The following is a 19107-nucleotide window of genomic DNA, read 5'->3' as shown; positions in this document are numbered from 1 at the left end:
CCCTGTCACAAAATGGATGCGACGTTACCGTAACGGCGCATTGTCATTGTGGTGCAGATTTTGCAAAAAGGGCAAATGGGGGGAATGAAAAAAAAAGGAAACAAATCATGCCTTATCGCGCGATAAGGCATGCTGGCAGGATTAACGGCTGGCGGCTTTAAGACGGCTGACAAAGTTCTTCAGCTCGCTCAGCATCACCTCAGGCTCTGAATGATGTTTTTCGATGATTCTGACAATCGCAGAGCCGGAGATCGCACCCGCAGCGCCCGCAGCGATCGCTTCCTTCACCTGTTCAGGCTCAGAGATACCAAAGCCCTGCAGCGGCGGGGCTGCATGGTATTCACGCAGCTTGTCGATCAGATGCTGCAACGGCAGGCTGGCGCGGTTTTCAGCACCGGTCACGCCCGCGCGCGACAGCAGGTAGGTGTAACCCCGTCCGTGTGAAGCGATCTCACGCAGCAGCTCATCGCTGGCGTTAGGCGGACAGATGAAGATGGGTGCCACGCCATGACGCAGCGCCGCCTGACGGAAGGGCGCGGACTCTTCAACGGGCACATCCGCCACCAGCACCGAATCCACACCCGCCTCTGCACAACGGGCATAGAACTCATCCACACCGTTGGTGAAGACCAGGTTGGCGTACATCAGCAATCCAATCGGCAGATCCGGATACTTACGGCGGATAGTGGCCAGCATTTCAAAGCATTGGCTGGTGTTGGTGCCCGCCGCAAAGGCACGTAACGTCGCATTCTGGATGGTCGGGCCATCTGCAAGGGGATCGGAGAAGGGAATACCCAGCTCCAGTGCATCCGCGCCTCCTTCAACCAGGGCGTCAATCACGCGCAGTGAAAGCTCCGGTGACGGATCGCCCAGCGTAACGAAAGGAACGAAAGCCCCTTCGTTATTCGCTGACAGACGCGTAAACAGTTGATTGTAACGTTCCATCAGATTTCTCCCTGCGCTGTCAAAATGTCATGAACGGTGAAAATATCTTTGTCGCCGCGGCCAGAGAGGTTGACCACAATCAACTGCTCTTTTTCCGGCTCGGCCTGAATCATCTTCATAGCGTGCGCCAGGGCGTGGGATGACTCCAGCGCCGGAATGATACCTTCATCGCGACAGAGCTGTTTAAAGGCGGCCAGTGCTTCGTTATCGGTGATAGAGACATATTCCGCACGACCGATGCTGTTCAGGTGCGCATGCTGCGGGCCTACCGACGGGAAGTCGAGGCCGGCAGAGATCGAGTAAGACTCCTCAATCTGGCCATCATGGGTCTGCATCATCGGCGATTTCATACCGAAGTAGATGCCGACGCGACCGTGCTTGAGCGGCGCGCCATGCTCTCCGGTCTCAATGCCGTGGCCCGCAGGCTCTACGCCGATCAGCTTCACGCTGGTCTCATCGATAAAGTCGGCAAACATGCCGATGGCGTTGGAGCCGCCGCCCACACAGGCGAGGATCGCATCGGGCAGACGCCCCTCTCTTTCCAGAATCTGCTTTTTAGTCTCTTCGCCAATCATGCGCTGGAACTCACGCACAATCGTCGGGAAGGGATGCGGACCCGCCGCGGTGCCGAGCATATAGTGTGATGTCTCGTAGCTGCCGGACCAGTCGCGCAGCGCTTCGTTACAGGCATCTTTCAGCGTGGCGGAGCCGCTGTGCACCGGGATCACTTCTGCGCCCATCAGACGCATACGGAAGACGTTGGGTGACTGACGCTCCACATCTTTTGCGCCCATATAGATGCGGCATTTCATGCCCAGCAGCGCACAGGCCAGCGCTGAAGCTACGCCGTGCTGACCCGCACCGGTTTCGGCAATAATTTCTTTTTTTGCCCATGCGTTTGGCTAACAACGCCTGACCCAGCACCTGGTTGGTCTTGTGCGCGCCACCGTGCAGCAGATCTTCACGCTTAAGATAGAGGCGGGTTTTGGTGCCTTTAGTCAGGTTTTTGCACAGCGTCAGGGCGGTAGGACGACCCGCATAGTTCTTCAGCAGGTCGGTAAACTCGGCCTGAAACTCAGGATCTTTCTGGGCGTCGACAAACGCCTGTTCCAGCTGGCGCAGGGCTGGCATCAGGATTTGCGGAACATACATTCCGCCAAATTCGCCAAAGTAGGGATTAAGTAACGTCATTTTTTATCTTCCTTTCTCGGGCCCGCCGTTGAGCAGGCCAGGCAAATCAGTAGGCTCGCAGTGTCTGAAACACAGCGGCAATTTTACGGGCATCTTTGATGCCAGGCGCGCTTTCCACGCCAGAGTTGAAGTCCAGTCCGGCACAGCCGAGCTGCGCGGCTTCAACACAGTTATCCGCGCTCAGGCCACCGGCCAGCAGCACGTTGTTGAGCGTCTGCCCCTGCAACAGCGACCAGTCGAAACGCTGTCCGGTTCCGCCGTCGCCATTATCAAACACATAACGGTCAACATGAGGCCAGTCGCGCGCCGGTAAGGTGCTTTCAATGCGCAGCGCCTTCCAGATTTGAATCTCTGCTGGCAGAGCCGCACGCAGTTCAGCCACAAACGCCGGCGTCTCGTTGCCATGCAGCTGCACCGCAGAGAGTGAAAGCGCACCGGCTTGCGTGACAATGTCACTCACAGCGGCATTGCGGAACACGCCGACGTAGCGCAGCGGGGCCGCAGCGATAACGGTCTGCGCCGTAGCGGTGTCAATCTGGCGCGGGGAACCTTCCGCGAAGATCAGCCCACCATAGATTGCCCCGGCTTCATAGGCGGCACGCGCATCTTCGGCACGGGTCAGGCCGCACACTTTATTGCTGCCCAGCGTGACCCGACGCACCGCTGCGGTCAGGTCGGCTTCTTCCATCAGTGCAGAACCAATCAGGAAGCCGTTGGCAAAATGGCTCAGCTCGCGAATATCGGCATAGCTGTTAATGCCTGATTCGCTGATTACCGTGACGCCGTGTGACAGGCGCGGTGCCAGCTGACGGGTGCGGTTAAGATCGATAGAGAGGTCACGCAGATCGCGGTTGTTGATACCCACGACTTTGGCCTGCAGCGCGATAGCCCGCTCCAGTTCCTCTTCATTGCTTACTTCAGTCAGAATGCCCATCTTCAGGCTGTGCGCCACGGCGGCCAGCTGACGATACTGCTCGTCATCCAGCACTGACAGCATCAGCAGAATCGCATCCGCCTGGTAGTAACGGGCCAGATAGATCTGATAGGGGTCGATGATAAAATCTTTGCACAGCACCGGCTGGGTGATGGCCGCGCTGACAATCGGCAGAAAGGCGAAGTCGCCCTGAAAATATTTCTCATCGGTCAGCACAGATACCGCGGAAGCGTAGTGGCGGTAGACCCCGGCAATGGCGGCTGGATCGAAATCCTCACGAATAATGCCTTTCGAGGGAGAGGCCTTTTTTTACACTCCAGGATAAACGCGGTTCTTGCACCCTGCAGCGCGTCGTAGAAATGACGGCTGGCGGGTTCAATGCTGTTCTGAAAGGTAGAGAGAGGCTGCTGCTGCTGACGGGCTTCAACCCAAATCGCTTTGTCCTGAACAATTTTTTCTAACACGGTGCCTTTCATGATTATCCTCTTGCTGCCAGTGCGACGACACGCTCATAAGCCTGTCCGCTGCGGATGGCGTTAAGCGCCTGCTGTGCGTTTTCACGCAGATCTTCCTGACCGAATACTTTAAGCAACATCGCCACGTTGACGGCGACGGCCTCCTCATGGGCCTGCTGGCCATTACCCTGGAGTAAAGAGGTCAGAATGTCACGATTTTCTTCCGGCGTGCCGCCCGCCAGCGCCTCTTTGGGATGGAAGCCAAAACCAAAGTCCTCTGGCGAGAGCTGGTAGCGCGTAATTTCACCTTCACGCAGTTCGGCCACATGAGTCACGTCGTGCAGCGCCACCTCATCCATTCCGCCACCGTGAACCACCGCCGCGCGCTGATAACCCAGCACTTTCAGCGTCTGAGCAATCGGCATCACCAGTTCCGGGCTGTAAACACCAATCACTGCCAGTGGCGGGCGTGCCGGGTTGATCAGCGGGCCCAGCACGTTAAACAGCGTACGGGTCTTAAGCTGCTGGCGGACCGGCATTGCGTGGCGAAAACCGGTGTGATACTGCGGCGCAAACAGGAAGCAGACATTCAGATCGTCCAGCGCCTGGCGCGCCCGGTCAGCGGGCATATCGAGATTGATGCCAAAGGCGGCCAGCAGATCGGAGGAGCCCGATTTGCTGGAGACGCTGCGGTTACCGTGCTTCGCCACTTTCAGACCGCAGGTCGCGGCGACAAAGGCGCTGGCAGTCGAGATATTAATGCTGTTACTGCCATCGCCGCCGGTGCCCACAATGTCGGCAAACCCATAATCAGGGCGGGGAAAAGGTTTGGCATCTTCCAGCAGCGCGGTGGCGGCTCCGGCGATCTCTTCCGGCGTTTCACCGCGCACCTTCATGGCGATCAGCGCGGCAGCGAGCTGCGTTGGCTCCAGCTGTCCGGTAATGATGGCGCTGAACAGCTGATGACTCTCAGCCTGATTCAGCGTCTGCGCCTGGTAAAGTTTTTCCAGTGTCTGTTGCATGTTTATTCTCCCTGTTACTTCGCCAGCGCCCAGGCCAGCGTCTGCTCAAGCAGGCGCGCGCCCTGAGAAGTCAAAATCGATTCAGGATGGAACTGAAACCCGCATACGCGATCGGTTTCATGGCGAACGGCCATCACCATCCCGTTGTAACTGGCGTTCACCGTCAGCTCTTCCGGCGTGTTGCTGCCCACCAGCGAGTGATAGCGCGCCACCGGCAGCGGATTGCTCAGACCGGCAAACATCGCCTCGCCGTCATGGTCGATTGAAGAGGCTTTGCCGTGCAGGATCTCGCCTGCCTGGCCCACATGGCCGCCATAGGCTTCGACAATCGCCTGATGACCCAGACAGATACCGATAATTGGCAGACGACCACGCAGCACCCGCAGCAGCTCCGGCATACAGCCAGCATCTTTTGGCGCGCCGGGACCGGGAGAGAGCATCAGCACCGGGTTCTCCATCCGCTGCAGCTGTTCAATAAGCAGTTCGGCGGGCAGGTTGTTGCGGTAAATCACCACGTTGTGACCAAAGGTCCGCAGCTGATCAACCAGGTTATAGGTAAAAGAGTCGATGTTATCGAGCAGCAGAATATCGGCCATCAGAAGATCTCCTTGCAGTGATGGGCAGTCGCGATAGCGCGCAGTACGGCGCGCGCTTTGTTGCGGCTTTCATCAGCTTCAGCCTGCGGATTAGAATCCAGCACCACACCAGCGCCCGCCTGAACGGTGGCGACGCCATCTTCTACATAGGCGGAGCGGATAACGATACAGGTATCGAGATCGCCCTGGGCGGTGAAGTAGCCCACCGCGCCGCCGTAGCTGCCGCGACGGGTGCGTTCAGCCCCGGCAATTAACTGCATGGCGCGAACTTTTGGTGCTCCGCTCAGCGTGCCCATGTTCATACAGGCACGATAAGCGTGCAGCACATCGAGGTCCGCGCGCAGCGTACCCACCACGCGGGAAACCAGATGCATCACAAACGAGTAGCGGTCGACTTTGGTCAGGTCAGCCACGTAACGGCTGCCGGGCACGCAGATACGCGCCAGATCGTTACGCGCCAGATCCACCAGCATCAGATGCTCAGCCAGCTCTTTATGGTCGGTACGCATCTCCAGCTCAATGCGGCTGTCGAGATCGCGGTCCAGTGAGCCATCAGCATGGCGGCCACGCGGGCGGGTACCGGCAATCGGGTAGATCTCAATCTGACGGGAGGTGGCGTCATACTTCAGCGAACTCTCCGGCGACGCGCCAAACAATGAGAAATCCTGATCCTGCATGAAAAACATGTAGGGGCTGGGATTGCTGTTTTTCAGTGTCTCATAAGCAGCCAGCGGCGACGGGCACGGCAGCGAGAAGCGACGTGACGGCACGACCTGGAAAATTTCGCCGATGCGAACCGCCTGCTGAAGGGTGCGTACTACGTCGCAATACTCTTCATCACTCTGGCTGGTGGTCAGCGTCATCTGTTCAACCGGCTGGACCGGCAGAGCCGGTGCCGGCTGAAGCATCTGGCCGTGCAACTGCTCGATGCGACGCTGCAGGCGCTGGAACTCGCTGGTGGACGGGCAGAACAGGCTGGCCTGAAGACGCGCACTGCGGGTCTGGTGATCGATCACCAGTAAGGTTTCTGCCAGGTAAAAACAGTAGTCGGGGCAGCGTTGCTGATTATCCAGCTCCGGCAGGGTTTCAAAACCGGCAACCAGATCATAAGCAAACAGGCCACCCAGCAGCACGGCTTCGCGCTCATCGGCAGGGGAGTTGACCAGTTGTGGAATCAGACGCAAAGCATCAAACACCGACAGTGCCTTGAGGCGGGAATCTTCATCCTGCTGATGGTCGGTGCTCTGCGGGAAAGTCAGCTCGCGTCCATCGGGACGAACCTGATTGCTGACCGACGCAGGCAGGGCCTCATCCAGCAGCGGCAGCAGGGCGCGGCCATTTTCTGACAACGCCTGAACGGTGACATTGTTGCCCATTGCGCTGACGCGCAGCGCGCTGTCGACAATCAGCAGGCTTTTTAAGTTGCGCTTGCTGTCGATGTCAGCGGATTCAAGCAGCAGGGTTGCCGGACGTGCGCCGCACAGCTGGTGAAACACTGCGGCCGGATCTTCGCGGTAGGGTGCGGTGCCGGTAATCAACTTCACTGTAGGTTTCGCATTTGGCATGATGATTTCTCTGAATTTCGCTCAAAAAAAAGCCCGCTCGGTGGCGGGCTCAGGTATTAGCACAGCGTTTACGCAAAGTGTGCACGACCCTGTCGCCCGTTTTCGGGAACATCGCGCCAACCGTTTAAATGCGTGATTACAACAGCCATGATTGAATACCCGTTACGTGTGAACTTGTGTACTAGTTAACGGGTTCAGGGCGGAAATGTCAATACACTTTTTCACTGACCGTGAAAATCGTTATCATGCTGGCCGGTTTAGTTTTTGCAGGAGTTCTCTTGAGCGATATCGCCCGTTTCCCGGTTTATGATTTACACAGCCACACGCGTGCCTCCGACGGCTTACTGACGCCAGCCGCCCTGGTGCAGCGAGCGGTTGAGATGCGCGTCGGCGTACTGGCGATCACCGATCACGACAGCGTTGCAGGGGTAGATGAAGCGCAGCAAACGGCAATCGATCACGATTTACCGATAAAAGTGCTGGCAGGCGCAGAAATCTCCACCCTGTGGGAAAACCATGAGATTCATATCGTGGGACTGAACATTGATATCCGCCATCCGGCGATGGTGGCGTTTCTGACCGGACAACATGCCTGTCGGCAAGCACGTGCAGAAGAGATTGGTGAGCGACTGGCGAAGGCACGTATCCCGGATGCGCTGGCGGGAGCCACGCGACTGGCTGATGGCGGCATCATTACCCGCGGTCACTTTGCCCGCTTCCTGATTGAGCAGGGTAAAGCAGAAAATATGGCGCAGGTGTTCAAAAATTATCTGGCGCGTGGCAAAACCGGTTACGTGCCGCCACAATGGTGTACAATTAAACAAGCTATTGATGCTATTCATCATTCTGGTGGCTGCGCCGTGCTGGCGCATCCTGGCCGTTACGGTTTATCGGCAAAGTGGCTCAAACGGCTGGTCGCCCATTTCCGCGAAGTGGGCGGTGATGCGATGGAAGTCGCGCAGTGCCAGCAGCCACCTAATGAGCGCACGACGCTGGCGCAATACGCCAGAGATAATGAACTGGCCGCATCACAAGGTTCTGATTTTCATCAACCCTGTCCGTGGATTGAACTGGGCCGCAAACTCTGGCTGCCCGCGGCGGTTGAGCCGGTCTGGGAGCGCTTCCCGGATCTGGCTCCCAGCCTGGCAATCACGGAAAGGTGACACGAGGTTTCTATGAGTCAATTGTTTCATATTCATCCGGACAACCCGCAGCCTCGCCTGATTAATCAGGCGGTTGACTACCTGAACAAAGGCAGCGTCATTGTTTATCCAACCGATTCCGGCTATGCGCTGGGCTGTCGGCTGGAGGAGAAGGGCGCGATGGAGCGTATCTGTCGTATCCGTCAGCTCGACGGGCACCACAACTTTACCCTGATGTGCCGGGATCTCTCTGAGCTGTCGGTCTATTCGCAGGTGGGCAACTCAGCATTTCGCCTGCTGAAAAACAACACGCCAGGCAACTACACCTTTATTCTCAAGGCGACCAAAGAGGTGCCGCGCCGCCTGATGAATGAAAAACGTAAGACCATTGGTCTGCGCGTGCCCTCTAATCCCGTGGCGCTGGCGCTGCTGGAAGCACTGAATCAGCCGATGATGTCGACCTCATTAATTCTGCCGGGCAACGATTTCACCGAGTCCGATCCGGAAGAGATCCAGCACAGCATCGGCAAGCTGGTCGATCTGATTATCGACGGCGGCACGCTGGGCCAGCAGCCGACCACGGTGGTCGATCTGACCACCGATGCGCCGGAAATTGTGCGTGAAGGAGTAGGTGATACTCGCCCGTTCCTGTAAGCCCTCAGGCTCAGGCACCGCGTGTCGGTGTCTGGGCCAGATTCGACTCTAACCAGCTTTTGAACTGGCCGTAAGGAATATAAAGTGACACATCTTTCAGGATCACTTTGTTATTACGCCCATTTTTAATCGAGTCAGAATAGCCAACAATCACGCCGCCCAGCGTATCATCACGGTTATAAACGCCGCCGCCCGACATCCCCTGAACAACACCTGCATTGGAGGCCATGGCTATACAGGGACTTTTATTCCAGTTATTCCGAATAGCCGTACGGGCTAAATTAACTCCGGTCGATTCAACCGGCATCGCTGAAATAAAACTGTAGCCATACATTTTAACCGGATCGCCGATGTCGCTGCTGCGGAACTTAGTCAGCGTGCTGGCGTCATTCTTGTGATAAATAATCGCAAGGTCGCAATAAGGGTGATAAGACTTGACGCGCTGCACGGCAGTTTTGGCAACGTGCGCAGCTGTCAGGCTATATTCAGGCGTCAGAGGAATGCTGGTGCCCAGTGTGCCGAGACCGAGGATCGTCGGAATGCCAGTCACGCTCATATCTACGTGCTGCATCGCCGTACGACTGTACTCAGTATGGCCCACAGAACACCCGCTCAGCACCAGTGCAGCAAGCACCGGGCACAGCAACAGGTTTTTCATGATGGGTTTCTTTATTCAGGCATGTCGGGAAATCCCTGGTGAAGATTTTTGACATGCAAGCAAGGTTCATCACTGAACCGTATTAACGCAACAACTCCGGATGCGCCGGTTTATTGGATTAATCTAAAAAAGACTATTTTTATAAACGAATAACAAAAGCCGGACTTCATTGTTGCAGGACCCCTCTGTCGTGAGTCCTGCTTTTTATTGTGCTACAGGAATAAAGTATATCAGCTTAATAGTGTCGTACAATTTATTAAAGCTAATAAGAATCAAATGTCCTTGAAAATAAGGCCTTAAATAAATCTTCGTTAGAAAAAATCTGGGTTTTTTGTATTTACCGAGCGGTTATAATGGATTAAGTCATTAAAACAGTTGTTTGTGCTAACTTTAATGTTTTTTTTAAGAAGAATAAAAGCAAGGGAAAACCAGCGAAAGTGTAAGATAGTGTTAAGGTTTTTATCACCAGAACATTACGTTGATGAAACTAAAGTGGTTAGAAAATTTAATTGTCATCAGCTATAAAGTTTTTAATACATGCATTTTATTAATCTTATTCCTGTCAGATGCACGGGGATTATTTAAATCAGCGTCAGATATTATCAGATCTAAAACTATCAGAGGCTGACCCTTCTTAATTCGCTTCAGACCCACTCATAAAGCGCGTTACTTCAGGGGTAAATGCCTGTATAATGGGGCCGAATTAATAGGTTAACCTGTTGATTCAGAAAGAATTATCACCCTACCGTGACGCCTGGGAAGGCGACAAAGAGGAAGCTCAATGAGCGAAAAGTTACAGAAAGTCTTAGCGCGTGCCGGTCATGGCTCGCGTCGTGAAATCGAATCAATGATTGCCGCTGGCCGTGTCAGCGTCGACGGCAAGATCGCCACCCTGGGCGACCGCGTTGAAAGCAGCAAATCTCTGAAAATCCGTATTGATGGCCATCTGGTCTCGATTGCTGAATCAGCAACCGAAGTTTGCCGCGTGCTGGCTTACTACAAACCAGAAGGTGAACTCTGTACCCGCAGCGATCCTGAAGGGCGCCCAACGGTATTTGACCGTCTGCCTCGTCTGCGCGGTTCACGCTGGATTGCCGTTGGCCGTCTGGATGTGAACACCTGTGGTCTGATGCTCTTCACCACTGACGGTGAACTGGCGAACCGCCTGATGCATCCGAGCCGTGAAGTGGAACGTGAATATGCGGTGCGCGTCTTTGGTCAGGTCGACGATGATAAAATTCGTCAGCTGAGCAAGGGCGTTCAGCTGGAAGATGGCCCGGCTGCCTTTAAAACCCTGAAATTTGGCGGTGGAGAAGGGATCAACCAGTGGTACAACGTGACCCTGACCGAAGGACGTAACCGTGAAGTGCGTCGTTTATGGGAAGCGGTCGGCGTGCAGGTCAGTCGTCTGATGCGTGTTCGCTACGGCGATATCACCTTACCAAAAGGCCTGCCACGCGGTGGCTGGACCGAACTGGATCTGCCTGCGGTTAACTACCTGCGTAATCTGGTGGAGATGGATGATGAAACGGTTACCAAACTGGTGGTCGAAAAAGATCGTCGTCGCACCAAAGCGAACCAGATTCGTCGTGCCGTGAAACGTCACAGTAAAGTGAGCAGCACCCCACGTGCACCACGCCGCAATCCGGGCAGCAAACGTAACTCCGGTTAATCACGTTGCCCGATCGCTAAAAACGCAGCCCCAGGGCTGCGTTTTCTTTTTCTGTTACCAGTCAATTCCCTGCTGAGCCTGTATCCCGGCATCAAAAGCGTGCTTAACCGGCCGCATCTCAGTCACCGTATCCGCCATCTCAGTCAGGCTGCGATGACAGCCACGTCCGGTAATGATGACGCTCTGATGCGCCGGGCGCTGTTGCAGGGCCGCTATCAGCTCTTCCAGTGGCAGATAATCCATGCTGACCATATAGGTGATTTCGTCGAGCACCACCAGATCCAGCTGCTCATCGGCCAGCATCCGTTTTGCATGCTGCCACACCGCCAGACAGGCAGCGGTATCCGTTTCGCGGTTCTGCGTATCCCAGGTAAAGCCGGTTGCCATTACCTGAAATTCAACACCGTGCTGTTCCAGCAGGTTTCGCTCGCCATTCGGCCAGTCACCTTTAATGAACTGGATAGCCGCCACGCGTTTGCCATGACCGGTGGCGCGGAGTGCGGTGCCAAAGGCCGCAGTCGTTTTGCCTTTGCCATTGCCGGTAAAGACCATCAGGATGCCACGAACCTCTGTGGCTGCAGCAATACGCGCATCTACCTGTTCTTTTAACCGCTGCTGACGCTGTTGATGACGATCGTCAGCCATTATTCAGCGGCTCCCGGTTTTCTGCCTGGCTGGGCATCAAAGCTGATCCCGGTTTTACGACGGCTGTCATCACCCATCAGATAAAGGTAGAGCGGCATCAAATCGGCAGGAGTTTTCAGCTTATTGGCATCTTCCTGCGGGAACGCACTGGCACGCATTTTGGTTCGCGTCCCGCCCGGATTAATACAGTTCACCCGCAGCGACTGGTTCTTATACTCATCAGCCAGTACCTGCATCATGCCTTCGGTAGCAAATTTAGAGACGGCGTAAGCCCCCCAGCCCGCGCGACCGGTACGGCCCACGCTGGAGGTGGTAAACACCAGTGAACCGGCATCCGATTTTAACAGCAGCGGCAACAGCGCCTGCGTCAGGAAGAAGGTGGCGTCCAGGTTGATGTTCATCACCTGCTGCCAGACCTGTGGGTCGAGTTCAGCCAGCGGCACAATCTCACCGAGGATACCGGCGTTATGCAGCACGCCGTCGAGACGCGGGAACTGCTGTGCCAGCTGTTCTGCCAACTGCTGGCAACGTTCCGGTGTCGCTTCGGCCAGATCGAACACCACAGTGTGAGCCGGGCAGAGATTGAGTTGATTGATCGCCTGTTCGACCTGCTGAAGCTTCTCAGGGTTACGGCCCATCAGGATCACTTCTGCGCCATAGCGGGCATAAGTCAGCGCCGCTTCCCGGCCAATGCCATCTGAAGCGCCAGTGACCAGGATAATGCGATGATTGAGCAGGTCGCTTTTCGGTTGATAATGCACAGCGGGGTCCTCCAGCGAAAACAGCATGATTCCGCTTTATGCCTGAATTTACGAATGGGCGCAATCGCCAACCCACGCATTCTGTGCCAGCTGCTGGCATTTCAGGCGACGAAGCGGGGCAAAACGGCTAAACTGGCGAACTGTTTTTGATTCTCAGTTTACTAAGGCGACCTATGGATTTTATTTCAACGTATGGACTGTTTTTAGCGAAAGTGGTGACACTGGTGGTTGCCGTCGCTGTGATTGTCATGATTGTGATGAATGCCGCATTACGCAAACGGGCACAAAACGGTCAGCTTCGACTGACTCATCTGGATGATGACTATCAACAGATGAAAGAGGATTTGCAGCTGGCAAAAATGAAGCCTCAGGCACAAAAAGTCTGGCTGAAAAATCATAAGAAAAGTGAAAAGCTGAAAGCCAAAGCGGAAAAGCAGGCGGCGAAGCAGGGGCAGACAGACAGTGCGAAGCCCACGCTCTATGTACTCGATTTCAAAGGCAGCATGGACGCCCATGAGGTGACTTCACTGCGCGAAGAGATTTCAGCCGTGCTGGCCGTCAAGCAGCCTGGCGATGAAGTGCTGCTGCGTCTTGAAAGCCCTGGCGGCGTGGTTCATGGCTATGGCCTGGCAGCCTCGCAGCTGCAGCGTCTGCGCGATCAGGGTCTGCGTATCACGGCGGCCGTGGATAAAGTGGCGGCCAGCGGCGGTTACATGATGGCCTGCGTAGCCGATCGTATTGTGGCGGCACCTTTCTCGATTATTGGCTCCATCGGCGTGGTCGCGCAGATCCCCAATTTCAACCGCCTGCTGAAACGGAACGATATTGATATTGAGCTGCATACCGCCGGACAGTACAAGCGCACGCTGACGCTGTTTGGTGAAAACACCGAAGAGGGACGTGAGAAATTCCAGGAAGATCTCGACGAAACGCACCTGCTATTCAAGCAGTTTGTCCACCAGATGCGCCCGTCACTCGACATCGATCAGGTGGCAACCGGTGAACACTGGTATGGCCGCCAGGCGCTGGACCTCGGCCTGGTTGACGAAATCGGCACCAGCGATGATCTAATCATCCGTCAGATGGATAAGTTCAGCGTGCTCGGCGTGCATTATGCCCGCCGCCGTAAGGTGATGGATCGCTTTACGCAGAGCGCCGGCTCGGTGGCAGAGCGCCTGCTGCTGAAACTCTGGCAGCGCGGCGAAAAGCCCCTGCTCTGATGATGCGAAACCCGGCCTGCGCCGGGTTTTTTCATTCCAGGTGGTAGAGCGGCGACAGCACTACGGCAAGGTGTTTGAACACGTTAAACACCGCCGTGGTTTTAGCCGTCGGCACTCCATCGGCATCGAGAAAAAACGGTCCGCGAAATACCAGCACTTCTCCCTGCTGAATCACCTCATCCGCCTGCATTCCCGCTAAATAATCATCATGTTCTTTGATCAGCGCATTGGCCTTTTCCAGCAACGCCTGGCGGGAAATAGCCTGAGTTGAACTCTGCATTTATTGACTCCTGTTTGACAGTACTCCAATCCTTTCTATATTACTGGCGAGTCACACGCTGTGACAAATCGGTGTAATCGATGAAAACCTGGCGTAAGTCCGGGCTGAGTGCTAATTAAGTTGCGTAACAGATTTTATCAGGTAGAGTGTGGGCGATTCCGATTTCAGGGATTTTGCACCAGGATGTGCGATGAGTTCAGATAGAAAAAGCACTCTTTATCATGCAGTTGCATAACGCCACATCATCTGATCTGAGATTGACCCCTCCGCCTTGAAATGTTAAACAGGCGCAGCAATATTGAACCCATTGGGTTTTTGGGCATCCAATCCTCTCCCGTTAAGCAGGATGTTTTCATTAGGTAAAGGTAAATATGGGTAAAGCACTCGTTATTGTTGAGTCCCCGGCAAAGGCTAAAACAATCAATAAATACCTGGGTAGTGATTACGTGGTTAAATCCAGCGTGGGTCATATCCGGGATCTGCCGACCAGTGGTTCAACCGCGAAGAAAAGTGCTGACGCCTCGACAGATAAGAAAGTCAAAGACGCTTCGACTGACAAGAAAGTCAAAAAAGTTAAAAAAAGATGAGAAGGCCGCACTCGTCAGCCGCATGGGTGTTGACCCCTATCACGGCTGGGAAGCGGACTATCAGATTCTGCCCGGCAAAGAGAAAGTGGTCGCCGAACTGAAGGCGTTAGCCGCCAATGCTGACCACATCTATCTCGCAACCGACCTTGACCGCGAAGGGGAAGCCATTGCCTGGCACCTGCGGGAAGTGATTGGTGGTGATGACTCGCGCTTCAGCCGCGTCGTGTTTAACGAAATAACCAAGAATGCGATTCGTCAGGCGTTTGAAAAGCCGGGCGAACTGAATATTGATCGGGTTAATGCTCAGCAGGCGCGTCGCTTTATGGACCGCGTGGTGGGCTACATGGTCTCGCCACTGCTGTGGAAAAAGATCGCCCGTGGTCTCTCTGCCGGACGTGTGCAATCCGTTGCCGTTCGCCTGGTGGTGGAACGTGAACGTGAGATTAAAGCTTTTGTTCCCGAAGAGTACTGGGAAGTTAATGCCGCGCTGACCACGCCGAAAGGCGATGAGCTGTCGATGGATGTGACGCACAAAGGCGATAAAGCCTTCCGTCCGGTCAACCGCGACGAGACGTATGCCGCCGTCGCGCTGCTGGAAAAAGCGCGCTATGAGATCGTGGATCGTGAAGATAAGCCGACCAGCAGCAAGCCGGGCGCGCCTTATATCACCTCGACACTGCAGCAGGCTGCCAGCACCCGTCTCGGCTTTGGCGTCAAGAAGACCATGATGATGGCCCAGCGGCTGTATGAAGCGGGCCACATTACTTATATGCGTACCGATTCGACTAACCTGAGTCAGGATGCGGTCGCCATGGCGCGTGGCTATATCGAAAGCAATTTCGGTAAAAAAGTATCTGCCTGAAAACGCCATAACTTACGCCAGCAAAGAGAACTCCCAGGAAGCGCACGAAGCGATTCGTCCTTCTGATGTGGAAGTGGTGGCGGAAAAGCTGAAAGATATGGAAGCGGATGCGCAGAAACTCTATCAGCTGATCTGGCGTCAGTTTGTTGCCTGTCAGATGACACCAGCAAAATATGACTCCAGCACCATTACTGCCGCCGCCGGTGATTTCCGGCTCAAAGCGAAAGGCCGTATTCTGCGTTTCGACGGCTGGACCAAAGTGATGCCTGCGCTGCGTAAGAATGATGAAGATCGTACGCTGCCTGCGGTAAGCGTGGGTGATGTTCTGGACCTGCAACAACTGCTGCCCGGTCAGCACTTCACCAAGCCACCGGCGCGCTTCAGCGAAGCGTCACTGGTGCGCGAGCTGGAGAAGCGCGGAATTGGTCGTCCATCCACCTACGCCGCCATTACCTCGACGATTCAGGATCGTGGCTACGTACGGGTTGAAAACCGCCGTTTTTATGCGGAAAAAATGGGTGAAATCGTCACCGATCGTCTGGAAGAGAACTTCCGCGAACTGATGAATTATGATTTCACCGCCCGCATGGAGAGCAACCTTGACCAGGTTGCCAATAACCAGGCGCAATGGAAAGCGGTACTCGACCACTTCTTCACCGATTTTACCCAGCAGCTTGAACTGGCTGAGAAAGATCCTGAAGAGGGCGGGATGCAGCCGAACCAGATGGTGCTGACCTCGATTGACTGCCCGACCTGTAGCCGTCCGATGGGGATTCGAACTGCCAGTACCGGCGTCTTCCTGGGCTGTTCCGGCTATGCGCTGCCACCTAAAGAGCGCTGCAAACAGACCATCAACCTGATCCCGGAAAATGAAGTTCTCAATATTCTGGAAGGGGATGATGCTGAAACCAACGCCCTGCGTGCCCGTCGTCGCTGCCAGAAGTGTGGCACGGCCATGGACAGCTACCTGATCGATAACGAACGTAAACTGCATGTCTGTGGTAATAACCCGGAGTGTGATGGTTACGAGATTGAGAAGGGCGAATTCCGCATCAAAGGCTATGACGGCCCGGTAGTGGAGTGCGAGAAGTGTGGTTCGGAGATGCACCTGAAGATGGGACGCTTTGGTAAGTACATGGCGTGTACCAATGAAGAGTGCAAAAACACCCGCAAGATCCTGCGTAGTGGTGAAGTTGCTCCGCCGAAAGAGGATCCGGTTCCGCTGCCAGAGCTGGCGTGTGAGAAGTCAGATGCTTACTTCGTGTTGCGTGACGGTGCGGCGGGCGTTTTCCTCGCGGCCAACACCTTCCCGAAATCACGCGAGACGCGTGCGCCGCTGGTGGAAGAGCTTCAGCGCTTCAAAGATCGTCTGCCTGAGAAGCTGAAATATCTGGCCGACGCGCCAGCAGCCGATCCGGAAGGCAACAAAACGCTGGTGCGTTTCAGCCGCAAGACCAAACAGCAGTATGTCTCCTCAGAAAAAGAGGGCAAGGCAACCGGCTGGTCCGCCTTCTATATAGATGGCAAATGGCAGGAAGCGAAAAAGTAATCCCTGAAGGCCAGCGCTCGCTGGCCTTTTTCTGAGCCTTATATCAATCCGTTCTACTCTCTCACTTAAACTGATATAGTTGTTATAGCATTTCCGACCTTTCCTGATGCATAGCATCTTTTTTACCCTCGCGACTATACGTCAACCGGGGATGCGACTCTGTAACTTACCGGGATGGAATAGATATGAAATTACAGCAGTTGCGCTATATCGTTGAAGTGGTCAATCACAATCTCAACGTCTCTTCGACGGCGGAAGGTCTCTACACCTCTCAACCCGGCATCAGTAAACAGGTGCGTATGCTGGAAGATGAACTGGGCGTGCAAATCTTTGCCCGCAGCGGTAAACATCTCACCCAGGTCACGCCTGCAGGGGAAGAGATCATCCGTATAGCGCGAGAAGTTCTCTCCAAAGTGGATGCGATTAAATCGGTAGCCGGTGAACACACCTGGCCTGATAAAGGCTCGCTCTATGTCGCAACCACGCACACCCAAGCTCGCTACGCGCTGCCTGGTGTGATCAAAGGATTTATTGAGCGCTATCCTCGCGTCTCTTTGCACATGCATCAGGGTTCTCCGACCCAGATCGCCGAAGCCGTCTCCAAAGGTAATGCGGATTTTGCCATCGCCACCGAAGCCCTGCATCTCTATGACGATTTAATCATGCTGCCGTGCTACCACTGGAATCGGGCGATTGTGGTGACTGCCGACCATCCGCTGGCCGGAAAAGGGCAGGTCACCATTGAGGAGCTGGCCGAATATCCGCTGGTGACCTACACCTTTGGCTTTACCGGGCGCTCAGAACTGGATACGGCTTTCAATCGTGCAGGTTTAACGCCACGCATCGTCTTTACCGCGACCGACGCCGACGTTATCAAAACTTATGTCCGCTTAGGTCTGGGGGTTGGTGTTATCGCCAGCATGGCAGTAGATCCGGTGGCCGATCCTGACCTGATTCGCATTGAAGCCGCCGATATCTTTACCAACAGCACCACTAAGATTGGATTCCGCCGCAGCACCTTCCTGCGCAGCTATATGTATGATTTTATCCAACGTTTTGCGCCGCACCTGACGCGCGATGTGGTAGATACTGCGGTTGCGTTGCGCTCCAATGAAGACATTGAAGCGATGTTTAAAGATATCAAACTGCCGTTTAAATAGAATTTAACCTCCCCGCGTAAACATAAGGCTGCCTGGTGCAGCCTTTTTTTGTCTCCAGGCTTTAGCGCCAAATGAGACTCAAAAGTTTTTATGATTTTTTTTGTAAATGAAACATTGATCACATGTTTCCTCATCGGGCTTTCTTAAATGCGAATTACAACACATTTTTAACTATGTCACTTTGCGGCTTGCCAGGAATATTCCCATACTCCAGTTAAGAGCTAACGTGGGAAGCCAGTAAACATAAGGTTCTTAAGTGTTATCTATAGTTTTGAGTGGATCTGTTTTTAAATTAACTCAAATTTTTTAGCGGGTTTTTTTAATTAAATATTAGTTCCGGTATTAATGATTTCTTACGTTACCTGGGCTCATTGATTAATACCGTTAATCGTTGTACTCAATAAAAATAACTGGATTTTTGGCCTTAACGCGTTTAGGATTCCTCCTAAATCTTAATCGATGTTATCAATCATTTTGTTGAGAGTGATTATCAAAAACTATGAATACACGACTGACTGTACAACCGGGTTTCCCGGCAAAAAGCACCAAGGTTGAGCGTACCGGCAACACTCGTCGCAAAGCCTGGTTAACCGTATTCGCTGCCTCTGCGCTGTTTTGGGTAGTTGTCGCGTTAATGATCTGGCGTATCTGGGGCTAAAGCCATGTGGGCAAATACACTCAGCCATAAACGTTCCCTGACCTCGGGTCAGCACAAGACGGTCTCCTGTAAAGGAAAAGAACCCCTTGCAAAGGACGAAAAAGTGTCTATCCCCGATTCATGGGATTTGAGTGATAACCAGAGACTTTTTATTGAGTCGTTTCTGGACCCTAAAAACAAATAACGTTGTCAGACCATTTCTTCGTCACTGTTCTTTTAAAACCGGAATTTCCGGTGGGCCTATAAATGCCCTTACCACATCCTGTTCGACCAAAGGGTGTCGCCTCTTTCTATAAGGTGACCGCAAAAACTTTTACGCCCGATTCCGGCGAAGGAGTGAACCAAATGAATATTATTAAAATGTCCTGGCTCAGCGCGTATGCATTCTCCTTTGCGTTCTGGTCTGCGGCGGTGTGGATAACCCTGTAATTTGAATTAAAATCACCTTTTCATGATGCCTCGTGACTTCACGGGGCATTTTCGTTTGCGATCGATTGTAGCAATTTGTGTTGTAATCAAAACGTTAACGAAATTGTGGTCTATCTTTAACA

At 54.0% G+C, this 19107-nt stretch carries 12 protein-coding genes, 4 pseudogenes and 1 other annotated feature; of the genes and pseudogenes, 7 read left to right on the top strand and 9 right to left on the bottom strand.

Annotation, left to right across the window (positions count from 1 at the left end; all coding sequences use genetic code 11):
* Positions 1-141: 141 nt before the first annotated feature.
* The 5 genes and pseudogenes from trpA to JNO11_RS10470 form a co-directional block, all read right to left on the bottom strand.
* A complete protein-coding gene (gene trpA / locus JNO11_RS10490; RefSeq protein ID WP_010670255.1) occupies positions 142-945 on the bottom strand; it encodes a tryptophan synthase subunit alpha in 804 nt (267 codons plus the stop codon).
* A pseudogene (trpB, locus tag JNO11_RS10485) lies at positions 945-2136 on the bottom strand (tryptophan synthase subunit beta). Before trpB ends, trpA begins: the two are co-directional and overlap by 1 nt.
* A gap of 46 nt (positions 2137-2182) precedes the next feature.
* Positions 2183-3546, bottom strand: a pseudogene (gene trpCF, locus JNO11_RS10480) (bifunctional indole-3-glycerol-phosphate synthase TrpC/phosphoribosylanthranilate isomerase TrpF).
* 2 nt (positions 3547-3548) lie between these two features.
* Positions 3549-5143 (bottom strand): annotated as a pseudogene (gene trpD, locus JNO11_RS10475) (bifunctional anthranilate synthase glutamate amidotransferase component TrpG/anthranilate phosphoribosyltransferase TrpD).
* Positions 5143-6708 (bottom strand): anthranilate synthase component 1, encoded by a 1566-nt coding sequence (locus JNO11_RS10470; RefSeq protein ID WP_010670253.1) that lies wholly within the window; start codon positions 6706-6708, stop codon positions 5143-5145. Before JNO11_RS10470 ends, trpD begins: the two are co-directional and overlap by 1 nt.
* Positions 6709-6731: 23 nt before the next feature.
* Positions 6732-6833 (bottom strand) — a sequence feature (Trp leader region).
* A gap of 120 nt (positions 6834-6953) precedes the next feature.
* On the opposite strand from JNO11_RS10470, the gene JNO11_RS10465 reads away from it, so the two are divergent.
* Positions 6954-7871: a PHP domain-containing protein gene (locus tag JNO11_RS10465; RefSeq protein WP_325177281.1), complete on the top strand. Its 918-nt coding sequence runs from the start codon at positions 6954-6956 to the stop codon at positions 7869-7871.
* Positions 7872-7883: 12 nt separating this feature from the next.
* Positions 7884-8504 carry an L-threonylcarbamoyladenylate synthase gene (locus JNO11_RS10460; RefSeq protein ID WP_003853883.1) on the top strand — a complete coding sequence of 207 codons (621 nt, stop codon included), beginning with the start codon at positions 7884-7886 and terminating at the stop codon, positions 8502-8504.
* Between the two features lie 10 nt (positions 8505-8514).
* Here JNO11_RS10460 and JNO11_RS10455 read toward each other — a convergent pair whose 3' ends face one another.
* Positions 8515-9162 (bottom strand): hypothetical protein, encoded by a 648-nt coding sequence (locus tag JNO11_RS10455; RefSeq protein ID WP_010244455.1) that lies wholly within the window; start codon positions 9160-9162, stop codon positions 8515-8517.
* Positions 9163-9943: 781 nt separating this feature from the next.
* On the opposite strand from JNO11_RS10455, the gene rluB reads away from it, so the two are divergent.
* Positions 9944-10834 carry a 23S rRNA pseudouridine(2605) synthase RluB gene (rluB, locus tag JNO11_RS10450; RefSeq protein ID WP_010670251.1) on the top strand — a complete coding sequence of 297 codons (891 nt, stop codon included), beginning with the start codon at positions 9944-9946 and terminating at the stop codon, positions 10832-10834.
* A 54-nt stretch (positions 10835-10888) separates the two neighbouring features.
* On the opposite strand, the gene cobO is transcribed toward rluB, so the two are convergent.
* Positions 10889-11479, bottom strand: a complete 591-nt coding sequence (gene cobO / locus JNO11_RS10445) for a cob(I)yrinic acid a,c-diamide adenosyltransferase (protein WP_010670250.1) — start codon at positions 11477-11479, stop codon at positions 10889-10891.
* Positions 11479-12240 carry a YciK family oxidoreductase gene (locus tag JNO11_RS10440; protein ID WP_039386366.1) on the bottom strand — a complete coding sequence of 254 codons (762 nt, stop codon included), beginning with the start codon at positions 12238-12240 and terminating at the stop codon, positions 11479-11481. The genes cobO and JNO11_RS10440 overlap by 1 nt, the downstream gene beginning before the upstream one ends.
* A 173-nt stretch (positions 12241-12413) precedes the next feature.
* Here JNO11_RS10440 and sohB point away from each other — a divergent pair, with 173 nt between their 5' ends.
* A complete protein-coding gene (gene sohB / locus JNO11_RS10435; protein ID WP_010244469.1) occupies positions 12414-13460 on the top strand; it encodes a protease SohB in 1047 nt (348 codons plus the stop codon).
* A 31-nt stretch (positions 13461-13491) separates the two neighbouring features.
* Here sohB and JNO11_RS10430 read toward each other — a convergent pair whose 3' ends face one another.
* On the bottom strand, positions 13492-13740 hold the full coding sequence (locus tag JNO11_RS10430) for a YciN family protein (protein ID WP_033757844.1): 249 nt from the start codon (positions 13738-13740) through the stop codon (positions 13492-13494).
* 371 nt (positions 13741-14111) lie between these two features.
* Here JNO11_RS10430 and topA point away from each other — a divergent pair.
* The 3 genes and pseudogenes from topA to JNO11_RS10415 all read left to right on the top strand — a co-directional run bounded on the left by topA (position 14112) and on the right by JNO11_RS10415 (position 18556).
* Positions 14112-16738: pseudogene (gene topA / locus JNO11_RS10425) on the top strand (type I DNA topoisomerase).
* Between the two features lie 185 nt (positions 16739-16923).
* Positions 16924-17898, top strand: coding sequence for an HTH-type transcriptional regulator CysB (cysB, locus tag JNO11_RS10420; RefSeq protein ID WP_003853865.1), 975 nt, complete (start codon positions 16924-16926; stop codon positions 17896-17898).
* Between the two features lie 499 nt (positions 17899-18397).
* Positions 18398-18556: a YmiA family putative membrane protein gene (locus JNO11_RS10415; protein ID WP_071778593.1), complete on the top strand. Its 159-nt coding sequence runs from the start codon at positions 18398-18400 to the stop codon at positions 18554-18556.
* Positions 18557-19107: the final 551 nt, after the last annotated feature.

Source organism: Pantoea sp. 1B4 (assembly GCF_016925765.1).
GTDB lineage: Bacteria > Pseudomonadota > Gammaproteobacteria > Enterobacterales > Enterobacteriaceae > Pantoea > Pantoea agglomerans.
Note: the sequence above shows the minus strand (reverse complement) of the source record. Positions and strands in the feature narration are given on the sequence as shown.